The following is a 15,009-nucleotide window of genomic DNA, read 5'->3' as shown; positions in this document are numbered from 1 at the left end:
GAAGGCTCGGCGCGGCCTCTTGACCTTGCTTCGGGTGGGGTTTACCGAGCCATCCCGGTCACCCGGGATGCTGGTGCGCTCTTACCGCACCGTTTCACCCTTACCTGAACGAGTTCAGGCGGTCTGCTTTCTGTGGCACTGTCCCGCGGGTCACCCCGGATTGCCGTTAGCAATCACCCTGCTCTGTGAAGTCCGGACTTTCCTCGACCCCCGGCAGGGGGCCGCGGCCGCCCGGCCAACTCGTCCGCATTGATCAACGTAGCGGGCCGGGTGCGTCTTCCGCGAGCCGCGGTGCTCAGGGCTTGCGGTAGACCAGCCAGCGCATCTCAATGGGGCTCTGCTCCCGCGGCACGTCGAAGACGTCGAGCCCGGACACCCAGTCGGCGTACCAACTGGTCTGCGGCCATGCCCCGGGCGGCAGATTGGCCTGCTCGTAGTCGTAGACCGAGTCGTCGGCCACCAGCTCCAGGCCGGCCTGCGCGGCGGCATCGGCCACCTCGGGGTAAGTGAAGATCGACGTGTAGAACTGCTGGCCCAGCTCCCGGGCCGCGCTGTCCGGGTGGTAGCCGTCACGGGCAAGGAAGACGTTGAACACCAGCTGCCCGCCGGGCGCCAGGCAACGGGCGGCCAGCTCGAACACCGACGCCACCTGCTGCACGGTGCGGAAGTCCGATACCACCTCCGACAGCACGATCAAGCGGTAGTCGCCGCGCAGATCATCGGTGGCCGCGAAGACGTCGCGCTCGATGACCCGCACGTCCAGCGACCCCGCTTGCGCCTCGGACCGGATGATGCCGGCGAACTTCTCGGTCATCTCGACGGCGTCGACCGGGTGGCCGCGGCGTGCCAGCGCCAGGCTGTTGCGGCCGGTGCCCGCGCCTATGTCGAGTACCGGGAAGCCCGCCGGGTCGGCGGCGGCCGCGGCCAGCGCCCACACCCGCGCGTCGGGTTCGGTGCCGAACAGCGGCGGTTCGCGGGTCGCGACCCAGTTGTTGTACGCCGCGTCCACGCTGAGCCACTGCGCCTTGACGTGGTAGTTCACCGCGGTGCCGATCGGCGACTCGTAGGTCACCACGATCTGCGAGCGTGACGTGGCGTCGAACGCCTGCTGCAGCTGGGCGGTCAGCACGCCGCGCAAGTGATCGGTTTCGGCCTCGCTGAATTTCACCCCGAACGACGCGAAGGTATCGGTGCAGATGTCGACGTAGTCCTCGAGCATTCCCGGTACCGCCGGAAACGTGATCGAGCCGGCCACGATGGCCTGCCGGACCAATCGGCGGTTCATCGCCCGGTGCAGCCGTGCCGTGTCCGGAAGTGCCTCGTCCATAGGAGCTGTGTACACGATCCTTGACAGCCGGGCCGCCCGATCGATCCAGACCGATCAGTCCGCGCGGCGCATCAGGATGACGTTGTCGACGAGGGTGACCTCTTCGCCCTCCGGCCCGCGGGCGGAGCGCTGCACGCTGCGAATCTCGGTGCGCCACTCCGCCTTGTCGAGGCCTTCGAGAAGGCCGGAGACCACCTCCTCGGCGCTCGCGAATCGGTGGTGGTGCATCTTGGTGGCCCACGGCGGCGCGCCGGCGTGATCGACGATCAGCAAAGCGCCGCCGGGAGCGACCGCCGCCGCGGCCCGGCGCAGGATGCGCGCGCGGTCCATCTCCAGGGTGCTGTGCAGAAACTGCGCCGACACCAGGTCGACGGTGCCGTCCGGGAAGCTGCTGGTCAGCTCATGCTGCTGGAAGTCGATGCGGTCGCCCACCCCGCGGGCCTCGGCGGCCGCGCGGGCCCGGCTCAGCGCGGTGTCGGAGACGTCGACGGCGACTACGGTCCAGCCCTGTTCGGCCAGCCAGATGGCGTCGGCGCCCTCCCCGCAGCCCAGATCGAGCGCGCGGCCCCCGGTGAGAGTCCCGCCGAGGGTGGGCGCGATCGCCGCCAGTTGGGTGTTGACTTTCCCGCTCCAGACCTGCGGGCGGGCGTTGTAATGCTCCTCCCAGGTGGCCTTGTGCTCGTTCATCCGGGTCACTCCTCCTTCATCGCTGCGGAGTTCAGCCGCGCAGATAGGACGTCTCGTTGACCAGCCGCACCGATGCCCCGGCGTCGGGGTAGAACTCGGCGATGCTGAGCGAGGCCAGGTCGAGGTGCATCCGGTAGAGCACCGACGGTCCGGCGTCCAGCGCCATCCGCAGCAGCGACTTGATCGGCGTCACGTGGGAGACCACCAGCACGGTGGTGGCGCCGTGGTCGGCGATGAGCCGGTCGCGCACCCGCCGCACCCGGTGGGCGACCTCATCGAAGCTCTCCCCGCCCGGCGGCTGGATGCTGGTGTCGCCCAGCCAGCGGCCGTGCAGGTCGGGGTCGCGCTCGGCGGCCTGCAGAAAGGTCAGGCCCTCCCAGTCGCCGAAATCGGTCTCGATCAGGTCGTCGTCGACCCGAACCGGCAGTCCCAGCGCGTCGGCGGCCGCCACGGCGGTGTCGTAGGCGCGCTGCAGCGGCGAGCTGACCACCGCGGAGATGCCGCCCCGCGAAGACAGGTAGCGCGCGGCGTCGGCGGCCTGGCTCCGGCCGATGTCGGTCAGCTCCGGGTTGCCCCGGCCGGAGTAGCGGCGGTGCCGGGACAGCTCGGTCTGGCCGTGCCGCAGCAGCAGCAGCCGGGTCGGTCCGCCGCGGTTGCCGGTCCAGGTCGACGGCGGGACCGCGACGGCGCTCGGCGGCGGCTCGGCGGCCAGCCGCAACTCTGGGGCGGCCAGCCGCAACTCCGGGGCGGCCAGCCGCACCTCGGTGACGGCCTCCGGAATGGCCGGGACCGGGTCGCCGCCGGGGCCCGCCGCGTCCATCGCCTCGTTGGCCAGCCGGTCGGCGTGCTTATTGCGCTCCCGCGGAATCCAGCCGAACGTGACGGCGTCGAACGTCGACGCCAGCGCCCGGGCCTGTTGATGCAGCTCCGCCATCCCGGGGTGCTTGACCTTCCAGCGGCCCGCCATCTGCTCGACGACGAGTTTGGAGTCCATCCGCACGTCCACCACATCCGCGCCGAGCCGACGGGCCTCCTCCAGCCCGGCGATCAGCCCGCGGTACTCGGCGACGTTGTTGGTGGCGATCCCGATGGCCTGGCAGTGCTCGGCCAGCACGGTGGCGTGGTCGTCGGCCCACACCACACACCCGAACCCGGCCGGTCCGGGGTTTCCCCGCGAGCCGCCGTCGGCCTCGATGATCACTTTCACGGGATGACTCTCACGAGTCGGTGAGGCGCAACAGGATTGCCCCGCACTCGCCGCAGCGGAGTACCTCGTCGGCCGGGGCCGCGGTGATGCGCGCCAACTCGCCGCGGTCGAGCTCGATGCGGCAGGCCCCGCACCGTCCGCCCATCAGCCGCCCCGCCCCGATGCCGGATGCGGTGCGCTGCCGCTCGTAGAGGGCGAGCAACTCGGCGTCGACGCCGGCGGCCAGCTCGGTGCGCCGTGCGGCGGCGTCGGTGCGGGCCTGCTCGACCTCGGCCAGCGCGACGTCGCGGGCTTGGCGCGCCGACGCCAGATCGGAGTCGAGGGCATCCAGCGCCGCCTGCTCGCCGGCCTGCTCGGCAGCCAATTGCTCGCGGCGCTCCATCACATCCAGCAGGGAGTCCTCCAGGCTGGCCTGGCGGCGCTCCAGGGTGCCCAGCTCGTGCTGAAGTTCCCCGAGCTGCTTGGAGTCGCTGATCGACCCGGAGTCCAGCAGACCGCGGTCGCGGTCCTCGCGCTTGCGGACGGCGTCGACCTCGGATTCCAGCTTGGCGATCTGGGCGTCGAGGTCTTCGAGCCCCAGCGCGAGCACCGCCAACCGGTCGGCCACCGCACGCTGCTGAGTTTCCAGCTCCTGGTAGCGCTGTTGCTCCGGCAGGTGGGTGGCGCGGTGCGCCAGCCGGCCGAGCTCCGCGTCCAGCCCCGCCAGATCGAGTAGCCAATGTTGCTGTGCCAGTTCAGCTTTCATTAGAGCCTTTCGGATACCCTATGTTTCACGAATCGGTGCGATGTTCCACGGGTCGGTGCGCAGCGGGCTGACGGTGACCGCAAGGGCCGCGCCGAACTGCGCGCGCAGCAGTTCGGCGGCCTGGCTGCACCAGGGATACTCGCTGGCCCAGTGCGCCACGTCGACCAGCCCGACGGGACTGGCCCGGCGGTGTTCGTCGGCGGGATGGTGACGCAGGTCGGCGGTGACGTAGGCCTGCACGCCCGCGGCTCTGGCCGCACCGAGCAGCGAGTCCCCGGCGCCCCCGCAGACCGCCACCCGTTGCACCGGCGCGTCCGGGTCGCCGGCGGCGCGCACTCCCCAACTCGTCTGCGGCAGAGCCGAATTCACCCGGGCGGCGAAGTCGGCGAACCGCTCGGGGGAGGCCAGCCGGCCGATGCGGCCGATCCCCACACCGGTCGGCAGCGCCGCCAGGCTGAGCACGTCGAAAGCCGGCTCCTCGTAGGGGTGGGCGGCACGCAGGGCCGCCAGCACCTGCCCGCGCAACCGCGCCGGGGCGATCACCTCGACGCGATCCTCGGGCAGCCGCTCCACCACCCCGATCGCTCCGACCGCCGGTGACGCCCCCACGCCGGCCAGAAACTGCCCGGCGCCGGTCACGCTCCAACTGCAGTGGGAGTAGTCGCCGATCTGGCCGGCGCCGGCGGCGAACAGCGCCTGGCGCACGGACTCGGCGGCCTCCCCAGGCACGAAGACCACCCACTTGTCCAGGGCCGGACCGCCCGATGCGGGGTCCAGCACGTCCTCGACCACCAGGCCCAGCGCCTCGGCCAGCGCGTCGGACACACCGGGACTGGCGGCATCGGCATTGGTGTGGGCGGTGAACAGCGCCGAGCTGTTGCGAATCAGCCGGTGGATCAGCGCCCCCTTGGGGGTGCTGGCGGCGACGGTGTCCACCCCGCGCAGCAGCAGGGGGTGGTGGGCCAGCAGCAGCCCACCCGGACCGACCGAGTCGACGACCGCCTCGGTGGCGTCGACGGCCACGGTCACCGAGTCCACGACGTCGCCGGGGTCACCGCAGACCAGACCGACCGAATCCCAGTCGTGGGCCAGGTGCGGCGGGTAGGCGTCCTCCAGCACGGCGATCACCTCGGACAAGCGCACGCTCATCGCAGCGCCTCCGCCACCGCGGCGACCAGGGTGGGCCATTCCGGTCGCACCGCCACTCGCAGATACTCCTCCCCCAGCCCGACGAAAGTGTCGCACCGGCGCACCGCAATCCCGTTGGCCCGCAAGTGTTTGCGCAGCAGAGTCGCGTCGGTGATGTGGCGGGGAACGGCGAACAGCAGAAACGGGGCGCAGCCGTCGACAACCTCCAGGCCCAGGCCGGTCAGCGCCGCCGCCATCTCGGCGCGCTGCGCTGCCAGGGATTCCGCACCGGCACGCGCCTCGGCCACCGCCTCGGGAGTGCAGCACGCCGCGATCGCCTCCAGTTGCAGGGTGCCCAGCGGCCAGTGCGCCCGGCCCGCCGTCAGCCGCGCCAGCAGCTCCGGCGCACCCAGCGCGTAGCCCACCCGCAATCCGGCCAGCGACCACGTCTTGGTCAGGCTGCGCAGCACCAGCACGTCGGGCAGGTCCATCGCGGCCAGTGACTCCGCTTCGCCCACCACGGCGTCGGCGAACGCCTCGTCGACCACCACCAGCCGGCCGGGGCGGCGCAACGCCAGCACCGACTCACGCGAGTGCAGCACACCGGTGGGGTTGGTGGGGTTGCCCAGCACCACCAGGTCGGCGTCCTCGGGCACCGCGCCTTTTCTTGTGACGGCGTCGGCAAGGCGGAACGGCGGCGCCAGCACCGCGTGCGCCACCGGAACCCCGACCGAACTCAGCACGGCCTCCGGTTCGGTGAACGACGGGGCGATCAAAGCGGCCAGCCGCGGCGTGAGCGCGGGCAGCAGCGCGAAACCCTCAGCGCCGCCGGCCAGCAGCAGCACCCGGTCGTCGGGCACACCGTGGCGGCGGGCCACCGCGCTGACGGCGGCGGCGTGGTCCGCGGCGCTGGGATAGGCGGCCAGGTCAGGCAGCCGGGCGGCCAGGCGCCGCTGCAGCCAATCCGGGGGCGCGGGGTGGCGGACGTTCACCGCGAAGTCCAGCAGACCCGGCGCGGCAGCCTGGTCGCCGTGGTAGCGCGACCCCGGGCGCACAACCTGCTCGTTCACCAGTAGCACAGTAGTCGGCAGCGATTCCGGATCGATCAGCGACAATGAAGCGGTGACGTCCCTGCCCGCCGGCATCCGGCCTGAGTTGGTGATCTTCGATCTCGACGGGACGCTGACCGATTCCGCGCCCGGCGTCGTCGCCAGCTTCCGGCATGCGCTGGGAGCGGTCGGCGCCGAGATTCCCGACGGCGACCTCACCGCTCTGGTGGTCGGTCCGCCGATGCACCACACGATGGCGGCATTGGGTCTCGGTGAGCGCGCCGCCGATGCGGTGGCCGCCTATCGGGCGGACTACACCAGCCGCGGCTGGGCGATGAACACCCTGTTCGACGGCGTCGTGCCGCTGCTGACCGATCTGCGGGCGGCCGGTGTGCGCCTGGCGGTGGCCACCTCCAAAGCCGAGCCCATCGCGCGGCGTATCCTCGAACACTTCGGTATCGCCGGGCATTTCGAGGTGATCGCCGGAGCCACCCCGGACGGGGTCCGCGCCGCCAAGGCCGACGTGCTCGATCACGCGCTGGGTCAACTACGGCCGCTGCCCGATCGGACGGTGATGGTCGGCGACCGCGCTCACGACGTCGACGGCGCGGCCGAACACGGCATCCCCACCGTGGTGGTCGACTGGGGTTACGGGGCGCACGACGCCACCGGTGCGGCAGCCGCGCGGGTGGCGACCGTCGACGAACTGCGGGAGGTGCTCGGTGTCTGACACCCAGACGGTGCGGCCGCTGGTCCACGTGACCTTCGTCTGCACCGGCAACATCTGCCGCTCCCCGATGGCCGAGAAGATGTTCGCCCACCAGATCGCCGAACGCGGCCTGGCCGACGTGGTCCGGGTGACCAGCGCCGGAACCGGCGGCTGGCATGCCGGCGACGGCGCGGACAAGCGTGCGGTTCGCGTGCTGACCCAGCGTGGCTACCCGGCCCAGCACCGGGCCGCCAAAGTCTGCGACGACCACCTGTCGGCAGATCTGGTCGTGGCGTTGGACCGCGATCATTTTCGGATGCTCACCGACCTCGGCGTCCAACCGGAGCGGCTGCGGATGCTGCGGTCGTTCGACCCGCGCTCCGAAGCCCACCCCCGCGACGTCGACGACCCGTACTACGGCGACCACGCGGATTTCGCCGAGACCTTCGCCGTCATCGACGCCGCCCTGCCCGGTCTGCACGCCTGGGTCGACGAGCGACTGGCCGGCCGATGAAGCGGTTACCGTTCGTGTTGCGGCCGGGCTGGATCGCCCTGGCGTTGGTGGTGGTGATGTTCACCTACCTGTGCCTGACGGTGCTCGCGCCCTGGCAGCTGGGCAAGAACACCAGCACGTCCCGGGAGAACAGCCAGATCGAGGCCTCACTGTCCGCTGAGCCGGTGCCGGTGGCATCGGTACTGCCGCGCCAGGACTCAGCGGCTCCCGATGAGCAGTGGCACCAGGTCACCGCTACCGGCCGCTACCTGCCCGGCACCGATGTCCTGGTGCGGCTGCGGGTCATCGCCGGCGCACCCGCCTACGAGGTGCTCACCGCCTTCGCCGTGGACGGCGGGCCGCGGGTGCTGGTCAACCGCGGCTACGTCAAACCCGAGAAGGGCACCGATGTGCCGCCGATCGCCGCGGCACCCACCGAGACGGTGACGATCACCGCCCGGCTGCGCGACTCGGAGACCGCTCCCACCGACGAGAAGCAACCGTTCACCGAGGCCGGCTTCCAGCAGGTGTACGCCATCGACACCGGCCAGATCGCCCAACTCGTCAAAACCCCGCTCACCGGGTCGTATCTGCAGCTCGTCGACGACCAGCCGGGCGGCCTCGACGTGCTGCCACTCCCCCATCTCGATGCCGGTCCGTTCCTGTCCTACGGCATCCAGTGGGTCGCCTTCGGCATCATCGCCCCCCTCGGGCTCGGCTATTTCGTCTTCTCAGAGGTGCGGATGCGCCGGCGGGAGGCCGAAGCGCGCGCGCACATGGAGAACACCGACGCTCCGCTCACCGCCGAGGAGAAAATGGCCGACCGGTACGGCCGACGGCACTGATCAGCAGCGCTTCCCCCCGATTGCGCTGATCAGCAGCGCTTCCCCCCGATTGCGCTGATCAGCAGCGCGACCACGAGCGCGCCGGCCTGCACCGTCCGGGACAGCCGCACCGCCCGCCGCAGGTCCGCGACGCCCGGCCCGGGCCCCTCGCCGAGCGCGGGACGGATCTCCAGCTGGTGGCGATAGTGGGTCGGCCCGCCCAGTTGCACCCCGAGCGCCCCGGCGAACGCCGCCTCGGCTACCCCGGCGTTCGGACTGGGGTGCCGGGCGGCGTCGCGCCGCCAGGCCCGCGCCGCCCCGGCGGCCGACCCACCGACCAGCGGTGCGCAGCCCACCGCCAGCGCACCGGTGAGCCGGGCCGGCAGATAGTTGGCCACGTCGTCCAATCGAGCTGCGGCCCAACCGAACCGGAGGTAGCGCGGCGAGCGGTGACCGATCATGGCGTCCAGTGTGTTGATCCCGCGGTAGGCCAGCACGCCGGGCAGCCCGGCCACCGCGGCCCACAACAATGGCGCCACCTGCGCATCGGAGGTGTTCTCGGCCACCGACTCGCACGCCGCCCGGGCCAGCCCGTCGGCGTCGAGGGCGGCGGGGTCGCGCCCGCACAGCGAGGGCAGCAACGCGCGGGCACCGTCCATGTCGCCGGCGTCGAGCAGGTCGGCCATCGCCGATCCGGTCCGCGCCAGCGTGGTTCCGCCCAACGCCGTCCAGGTGGCCACTGCGGTCAGGGAACCGAACAGCCAGCTGGCTCGGGCCCGGCGCTGCGCCAACGTACCTGCGCCGATCAAGCCACCGACGAGGACGGCGATGTGTGCCGCACCGGCGGCGCGGCTGTCTCGGTAGCTTCGTCGCTCCAGGGTCGATGCAGCCCAACCGAATCCGGCGACGGGATGCCCGCGCGACGGATCGCCGATCAGCGCGTCGGCCAGTTGGCCGCCCAGGATTCCGGCCGCCAGCCACGATCCGCGCACAACCGGCAGCCTCTCATACCCGGCAGAGCGACTCAGAAGACCACAGTCTGGTTGCCGTAACGGATGACGCGGTCTTCGCAATGCCACTGAACCGCCCGTGAGAGAACGGCGCGTTCCACGTCGGCACCCAGCCGAACCAGGTCATCGACGCTGTGCCGGTGATCCACCCGAACCACGTCCTGCTCGATGATCGGTCCCTCATCGAGATCGTCGGTGACGTAGTGCGCGGTGGCGCCGACCAGTTTGACGCCGCGCTCCTTGGCCCGCCGGTACGGCGCCGCACCGATGAACGCGGGCAGAAAGGAGTGGTGGATGTTGATCAGCGGACAGCCGACTTCGGCGAGGAACTCGGGACTGAGGATCTGCATGTACCGCGCCAGCACCACCAGATCGACGTTGCCGCGCAGCAATTCGAGTTGGCGGCTCTCGGCCTGCGCCCGGATATCCCGCGTGGCCGGGATGTGGATGAAGGGTACGCCGAACGGACGCACCTGATCGGCGAGGTCGGCGTGGTTGGCGACCACCATGGCAACGGACATGTCCAGGTCGCCGCGACGATTGCGCCACAACAGATCCAGCAGGCAGTGGTCTTCGGTGGAAGCCATGATCGCGACCCGCTTGGGCTTGGCCGCTTCGGTGAGCCGGAAGTCAATGGCGAACGGCTCGGCGACCTCGACGGCGAACCGGCTCTCCAGATCAGTGCGCGCCGCAGCCAGTCCGGGGAGATGAAAGATCGTGCGCTGCATGAAGATTCCACCGGTCTGCTGCGTGGAGTGCTGGTCCAGCGAAATGATGTTGGCCCCTGCCTCAGCGAGGAAACTGGAGACTGCGGCCACCAACCCCGGCCGGTCGGAGCAGCGCAACAACAGCCGGCCGATGTCCTTGACCGGAAGGGCCGGGTGCCCCGGCGGGAACTTGCCCTCGCCGGCCCCAGCGGCAACCATGTCCTGTCCACCCAACATCACGAGATCAGCGGCCTGACGGGATGATCTGGGCGATGAGGTTCTCCACCTCACCGCTGTCGTTGCGGATGCAACTCAGCAGCAGTTCAGCGTCGAACAGGTGCCCGTCGGCGTGCCGGTACTGCTTGACGGTCCGGTACGTCTCACGCGGGCCGGCGAGCATCTCGGCCACCATCTCGACTTCTCGCGGGAGCAGGTCGGGGGCGGTGAGGTCCTGCCACCGCATGGTGAGCAGCGTCTCGATGCCATAGCCCACCATCGTGGCCATCGCCTGGTTGACCGAGACGAAGCGTCCGTCGGCCGTGGTCACACCGACCGGGATGGGTGAGAAGTCCATCAGCTTGCGGTAGCGCTCGTCGCGTTGCGCCGATTCATGACGATCGGTGACATCGCGCCAGGTGACGGTAATCAGATCGGTGCCGGCATTCGTCGTCCGGATGTCCAAATACCGTTCCCGGTCGTAATGCATGTAGCGGAAGTCGTTCAGCACCAGCGGCTGAGTGCTAACGAGACATTCCGTGTACCGCTCCAGCAGGCCGGTCTGAGCGAATAGCGGAAGCATGTCCAGCAGCGTACGGCCGACCAGGTCCGAGCGGGTCAAACCCACCTCGTCGCATACCGCGCGGTTGAGGTCTCGGCACAGGAAGTCCACGACCTGGCCATGATCGTCGCGCACCGCTTCGTACAGAACCACCGGATCCAGTAACGCATCGGCCCACACCCGCATCAGCACGACAGCCCGCCGGGCCGTCTCCAGGGCCTGATCCGCGGCCGAACCGCCGTCGCCGGAGGCCGACGCTCCCAGGAGTCGCTCAATGTCGCCCCACGGGCGATCTCGCCCGGCAGCACCCAGAATCCCGTGCAGGAAGATGTCGACGACGTGATCGGCGTACTCAGGACGCACCGGCGAGTCGTTGAAGATGACGTCGTAGTAGAAGGCGGCGGCGAACATCCGAATCGCCTCCTCGGGGGCAATTCCGTCGCGCAGTTGCGCCCGCTCGACAGCGCGCTGCAGCACCTGGGCGGCATCACGGAAACGCGCTGCCCACAGATCCGAGGAGATCTCGGCGAGGTCCACATCGGAACCGCCGGGGAGAACGCGGCGAAACAGTGCCCGCCCGGCCGCGGTCTGGGACAGCTCGACAGCCAAGGACGACATGGCTTCGAGGTCGGTGTGCAGGCTACCGGTGTCAGGATTCCACGCCGATGCCGAAGTGCGAGCGAGCATCGCATCCATCAGCAGGACCCGGCGGTCGTGCCACTGGAGGCGGATCACTGCGGCATCGACGTCGGCCCGAGTCGCGACGCGCTCGATACTGAACCGGTCGATCCCGCTGTCGAGCAATTCCGCCAGTACCGCCATCGCTGAGGGTGACGTGCGCGACGACCTCGACGCCGACCAGATCGGCCATACGCTGTGGGCCGCCGTTCTGGGCAGCCACCAGCATTGCGGTGCGACCGGGGAGGACCTCTCCACCCGACTTGCCGATGTGCACGCGATTATTCTGCCCGCTATTTGCACACCTGAAGCCGCTCAGGAGTACTGCGATGTGGTCGACCGGCTCATGGAACAGCGTGGTGCCACCGATCACACGGTGAATCTTCCCGTCGTGTGAATACCAGCGGTCTTCTGCACGAGAAGTTGCGAGACGAACACCATGACGGAACTGCCCGCCACCGGATGAACCCCCCGGTTCCCCCGATCGCTGGGCGAAAGCTTTTACCCGGCGAGCGCTATCAGGATCTTGGTCGTTGTCTTCCGTCGAGTTACCAACGCGCAGATTAGAAATGGCTACTGTTAGTCGGTTTTCTGTCGTCGCTTAACGGATTTCGCCTTCCCTGCAAAAGGTCGCGGAGAGCTTCAATGCGGCCATGACACGGAACTTCATTGCGCACGGCTCGTAGCAGGTAACCCGCGATCGAGGGGGGGCGGTGGGGGTGGGCCGCGGGGTATTCCCCATCACTTCGCAAGGGCGAGGCGGCGAGCGACTTTCGTATGTGAACCCCGCGAGCCGCGTCAGGACAGCGAGGGGCAAACACCGTCACGTTCGCTGTGTTTGAGATCGCAAAAGTTTGATTGATGTTCTGATTCCCTCCGGGCTCCGTTGGTTCAACGAGGCGGCGCTTCGACCGGAGTCGCGCGGCTCTCCATCGGCTCGCTTAATGCGCGTTGAACTGCCTCTTCCATTGCGGGGCCAAGCGTCTGGGCGAACGTCTCTGTTAGGTGATTGTTGAGATCCCGGTAAACGATCACGTTGCCGATGACCGATGGGCATCGGTCGGCATTACAGAAGTATCGTGTGAGATCGATCAAAGTGGTACCAGGTACCGCTTGAGCGGCGGCGACAAGTGGATCTGAACTGGGTACAGCTGAATCCTTCGGCATACCGCAGTCACCAGTTCGATCACCACCGATTCCAACCCGCGTCAGACAGTCGATTGCTTCCTGGCCATTTGCGGGGAAGTCAGCCACAACGGCGAGATGACTTCCAGTCGCGAGGATTTGCTTCCAAACCGTCTCGTAACTAGTCGCCGGGGGATAATTCGGGTTCGCGGTCCACCCGGTCGTCAGCACCAAATCATACGGGCGTGCGAGTAATTCGGCGATGACTTCTGACATCGCCGCTTCGCATTGGCTGTCCGGAAATGGAGTTGCCAATTGGCATGTGTATCCAACGTAGGATGTAATCTGCCATTTGTTACGTTCAAGCACCTCAGCAAGAGCGGGGAATATGGTCATAGCGTGCGAGTCGCCAACGAGTGCGATGCGCTTGGCGTCGGTCCCTTCGTAGCCGAACTGGCATGAATCAAGCTTCGCCAGCTTCTCGCCTTTACCCATCCAGCATTTCGCGAAGTAGGCATCGGCGCTAGCCTTGGCGAATCCCTCAATCGGGGGTTGCAGAGGCACTTCCGGATCCCGCAGTTTGCAACCGGCGTTGACGATCGCCGGAGCACCAAAACACGGGTCGGCCTTTGCGGCAGGCTGACCGGAGATTGCCCGCCCTTGCTGACCTGGGGCCTGCGACTGCTCACTTGCGGCCCGAGCGATTTCCGCCTGAGCAGCCGTCATTCGGTCGTTGTAATTGATCCCAAGTATTCCGAGGAACGCTGACGCAGCCGCGAGGCAGCCGATGGCCGCCCAGACCGGCCGGCTCAACAAGGGTATGCGACTTTGCCCCCGGACGGTGCCTGCGACCAGCCAATCCGACTCTCGGATGGGGTTCTCGTAGTACCGATACGTGACGGCCGTAAGTCCCAGCGACAAGACGAGCGCAACCCCGTAGAAAACTGGCCCTCGTGGAAGTACAGCAAGAAGCAGGATTATGACCGGGAAGTGCCAGAGATACAGCGTGTAGCTCACGTCGCCGAAGTAGCGGGCAACCGGGTTAGTCAGCGGCGACATCCCCCGAACCGGTGCTCCGTGAAAAGAAGCCACTACGAGGGCTGTCGATAGCACCGGCAATGCGGCCCATGGAGCGGGGAATTGGACCGTCGAATTGATGAGGAAGAAAGCCGCAGCCACGCCTGCGAGACCCAGGTATGCAATGGCTGGCCGTATCGATTCGGGGATCCGGGCCAGCCATGGGCCCGCGATCGCCAGGAGCGCGCCGATTCCCAATTCCCAGAGTCGAGTGAATGTTGAGAAATACGCACTGTTCGGGTCGCTCACCGAGAGGAACATTGCCCACCCAAACGACGCGAAGACAATCGCACCCATCGCGCCGAGAAGTCCCCACCGGTGAGCCGTACGCTGCCCTCTGCGGCGACGCTTTCGAGTAAGGGCAAATATCGCCGCGAGCAAAGCTGGCCATACAAAATAGAATTGCTCTTCGATCGACAACGACCAGTAGTGTTGCAGGGGCGACGGCGGTTGACCCTCTTGGAAATAGTCGGCGCCGATGGCTTGGAACCGAAAGTTAGCGGAGAACAGCGCTGCATAGAGGGCGTCTACGAGTGTCTCTTTGGCCCTGGTAGCAGGAAAGAGGAAGTAGCCCCCTACCACTGTTACGGCGAGGACCAACAAAGCAGAAGGTAAAATTCTCTTCACGCGGCGGATATAGAAATTCTCGAATGACAGTCGCCCCGTCTCTGTTCTTTCTCGAATCAGGATTCCGGTGATAAAAAATCCGCTGAGGACGAAGAAAATGTCTACTCCGACGAAGCCGCCGGATGGCCACTGGAATAGATGGTCCACAAAAACCGCGAGGACCGCAACGGCTCGCATCCCTTGAAGGTCCGGACGACGTTCCCCGTGGCGTCTTCTTTGACGAGTTCCAACCACAGCGCTACCCCCAAGAGCTGGTGAGCACGATCGCTCGCACAGCCGGTGGGATTTTGCCAGACCAGACACCTCACAGCGATGCAATCTCGACCCCACACGGGGCAGGTTCAACCGTGACGTCGGTCAATCTGATGACCCGACACCCGTGACCCCGAGCTCAGTACTTGAAGACGGCAGTTACCTCAGACACGGTCACCGAGCGGACTTACGAAGGTTTCGCCTCACGACCTACGAAACAGCGACGAGTAAGCAATCGAGAGGATGCTGGCCCACCCGTCGGTAGCAATGACGCTTAACCCGAAATCGACCAAACCCGAAATCGACCTCTTTGACAGCGGCCTAGACGCTGTGTGCGGGTACGGAGCACTGACGGACACTGGCTAATGCCCCCTGAACTGGGGCTATGGTTGTGGGCGCGGAGGGTTTCGAACCCCCGACCGCTGGTGTGTAAAACCAGAGCTCTACCACTGAGCTACACGCCCGGGCCACAGGCTTTACGAGCCCGTGCACGCGCAGGTTACCCGCCCACTACGAGGGGCGCGAAATTCGCCTCAGGCGCTCAGAGCCGCCAGCGCGTCGGTCCAGACCTTCTGGTCGCGGGCCT

At 67.8% G+C, this 15,009-nt stretch carries 14 protein-coding genes, 1 tRNA gene and 1 other RNA gene; 4 read left to right on the top strand and 12 right to left on the bottom strand.

Annotated features, from left to right (window positions below; genetic code table 11):
• From rnpB to cobC, 7 genes are all read right to left on the bottom strand, one after another.
• Window positions 1-243, bottom strand: an RNA gene (gene rnpB, locus ADBZ6I_RS09440) — RNase P RNA component class A; the annotation flags it as partial.
• 52 nt (window positions 244-295) lie between these two features.
• Entirely contained in the window at window positions 296-1,327 is a 1,032-nt protein-coding gene (locus ADBZ6I_RS09435; RefSeq protein ID WP_526383124.1) for a class I SAM-dependent methyltransferase, read from the bottom strand.
• Window positions 1,328-1,381: 54 nt separating this feature from the next.
• On the bottom strand, window positions 1,382-2,014 hold the full coding sequence (locus ADBZ6I_RS09430; RefSeq protein WP_526383122.1) for a class I SAM-dependent methyltransferase: 633 nt from the start codon (window positions 2,012-2,014) through the stop codon (window positions 1,382-1,384).
• Window positions 2,015-2,045: 31 nt separating this feature from the next.
• The gene (locus ADBZ6I_RS09425; RefSeq protein ID WP_526383120.1) at window positions 2,046-3,221 is read right to left on the bottom strand and encodes a bifunctional RNase H/acid phosphatase; all 1,176 of its coding nucleotides are present in this window, start codon (window positions 3,219-3,221) and stop codon (window positions 2,046-2,048) included.
• A 10-nt stretch (window positions 3,222-3,231) separates the two neighbouring features.
• A complete protein-coding gene (locus ADBZ6I_RS09420) occupies window positions 3,232-3,966 on the bottom strand; it encodes a zinc ribbon domain-containing protein (RefSeq protein WP_526383118.1) in 735 nt (244 codons plus the stop codon).
• 18 nt (window positions 3,967-3,984) lie between these two features.
• On the bottom strand, window positions 3,985-5,115 hold the full coding sequence (locus ADBZ6I_RS09415; protein ID WP_526383116.1) for a Nif3-like dinuclear metal center hexameric protein: 1,131 nt from the start codon (window positions 5,113-5,115) through the stop codon (window positions 3,985-3,987).
• Window positions 5,112-6,164 (bottom strand): Rv2231c family histidinol phosphate aminotransferase CobC, encoded by a 1,053-nt coding sequence (gene cobC, locus ADBZ6I_RS09410; RefSeq protein ID WP_526383114.1) that lies wholly within the window; start codon window positions 6,162-6,164, stop codon window positions 5,112-5,114. The genes ADBZ6I_RS09415 and cobC overlap by 4 nt, the downstream gene beginning before the upstream one ends.
• Window positions 6,165-6,216: 52 nt before the next feature.
• Between cobC and ADBZ6I_RS09405 the strand changes: the two genes are divergently transcribed.
• From ADBZ6I_RS09405 to ADBZ6I_RS09395, 3 genes are read left to right on the top strand one after another with little or no spacing between them, the layout of a single operon-like run.
• On the top strand, window positions 6,217-6,873 hold the full coding sequence (locus tag ADBZ6I_RS09405) for an HAD hydrolase-like protein (RefSeq protein ID WP_526383112.1): 657 nt from the start codon (window positions 6,217-6,219) through the stop codon (window positions 6,871-6,873).
• 10 nt (window positions 6,874-6,883) lie between these two features.
• Window positions 6,884-7,366 carry a low molecular weight protein-tyrosine-phosphatase gene (locus ADBZ6I_RS09400; protein WP_526383128.1) on the top strand — a complete coding sequence of 161 codons (483 nt, stop codon included), beginning with the start codon at window positions 6,884-6,886 and terminating at the stop codon, window positions 7,364-7,366.
• Window positions 7,363-8,190 (top strand): SURF1 family cytochrome oxidase biogenesis protein, encoded by an 828-nt coding sequence (locus ADBZ6I_RS09395; RefSeq protein ID WP_526383110.1) that lies wholly within the window; start codon window positions 7,363-7,365, stop codon window positions 8,188-8,190. The genes ADBZ6I_RS09400 and ADBZ6I_RS09395 overlap by 4 nt, the downstream gene beginning before the upstream one ends.
• A 29-nt stretch (window positions 8,191-8,219) precedes the next feature.
• On the opposite strand, the gene ADBZ6I_RS09390 is transcribed toward ADBZ6I_RS09395, so the two are convergent.
• Genes ADBZ6I_RS09390 through ADBZ6I_RS09380 form a run of 3 tightly spaced genes read right to left on the bottom strand, consistent with a single transcriptional unit; the run spans window position 8,220 to window position 11,486 of the window.
• A complete protein-coding gene (locus ADBZ6I_RS09390; RefSeq protein WP_526383126.1) occupies window positions 8,220-9,170 on the bottom strand; it encodes a cobalamin biosynthesis protein in 951 nt (316 codons plus the stop codon).
• A gap of 23 nt (window positions 9,171-9,193) precedes the next feature.
• Window positions 9,194-10,105 carry a formyltetrahydrofolate deformylase gene (gene purU, locus ADBZ6I_RS09385; protein ID WP_526383108.1) on the bottom strand — a complete coding sequence of 304 codons (912 nt, stop codon included), beginning with the start codon at window positions 10,103-10,105 and terminating at the stop codon, window positions 9,194-9,196.
• 25 nt (window positions 10,106-10,130) lie between these two features.
• Window positions 10,131-11,486 carry a PAS domain-containing protein gene (locus ADBZ6I_RS09380; protein WP_526383106.1) on the bottom strand — a complete coding sequence of 452 codons (1,356 nt, stop codon included), beginning with the start codon at window positions 11,484-11,486 and terminating at the stop codon, window positions 10,131-10,133.
• Window positions 11,487-11,499: 13 nt separating this feature from the next.
• Between ADBZ6I_RS09380 and ADBZ6I_RS09375 the strand changes: the two genes are divergently transcribed.
• Window positions 11,500-11,739, top strand: coding sequence for a hypothetical protein (locus ADBZ6I_RS09375; RefSeq protein ID WP_526383104.1), 240 nt, complete (start codon window positions 11,500-11,502; stop codon window positions 11,737-11,739).
• Between the two features lie 494 nt (window positions 11,740-12,233).
• Here the strand turns inward: ADBZ6I_RS09375 and ADBZ6I_RS09370 are convergent, their stop codons facing one another.
• Together ADBZ6I_RS09370 and ADBZ6I_RS09365 are read right to left on the bottom strand one after the other, a co-directional pair.
• Window positions 12,234-14,348 (bottom strand): acyltransferase family protein, encoded by a 2,115-nt coding sequence (locus tag ADBZ6I_RS09370; RefSeq protein WP_526383102.1) that lies wholly within the window; start codon window positions 14,346-14,348, stop codon window positions 12,234-12,236.
• Between the two features lie 467 nt (window positions 14,349-14,815).
• A tRNA-Val gene (locus ADBZ6I_RS09365) sits at window positions 14,816-14,887 on the bottom strand.
• Between the last annotated feature and the right edge of the window lie 122 nt (window positions 14,888-15,009).

Source organism: Mycobacterium sp. (genome assembly GCF_044342925.1).
Taxonomy (GTDB): domain Bacteria; phylum Actinomycetota; class Actinomycetes; order Mycobacteriales; family Mycobacteriaceae; genus Mycobacterium.
This window is presented reverse-complemented; position numbering and strand designations above follow the sequence as displayed.

Coding starts and splice junctions, on each gene's coding strand:
- ADBZ6I_RS09435 (WP_526383124.1), bottom strand. CDS start 1,327: ATGGACGAGGCACTTCCGGACACGGCACGGCTGCACCGGGCGATGAAC.
- ADBZ6I_RS09430 (WP_526383122.1), bottom strand. CDS start 2,014: ATGAACGAGCACAAGGCCACCTGGGAGGAGCATTACAACGCCCGCCCG.
- ADBZ6I_RS09420 (WP_526383118.1), bottom strand. CDS start 3,966: ATGAAAGCTGAACTGGCACAGCAACATTGGCTACTCGATCTGGCGGGG.
- ADBZ6I_RS09415 (WP_526383116.1), bottom strand. CDS start 5,115: ATGAGCGTGCGCTTGTCCGAGGTGATCGCCGTGCTGGAGGACGCCTAC.
- ADBZ6I_RS09395 (WP_526383110.1), top strand. CDS start 7,363: ATGAAGCGGTTACCGTTCGTGTTGCGGCCGGGCTGGATCGCCCTGGCG.
- purU (WP_526383108.1), bottom strand. CDS start 10,105: ATGGTTGCCGCTGGGGCCGGCGAGGGCAAGTTCCCGCCGGGGCACCCG.
- ADBZ6I_RS09380 (WP_526383106.1), bottom strand. CDS start 11,486: ATGGCGGTACTGGCGGAATTGCTCGACAGCGGGATCGACCGGTTCAGT.
- ADBZ6I_RS09370 (WP_526383102.1), bottom strand. CDS start 14,348: ATGCGAGCCGTTGCGGTCCTCGCGGTTTTTGTGGACCATCTATTCCAG.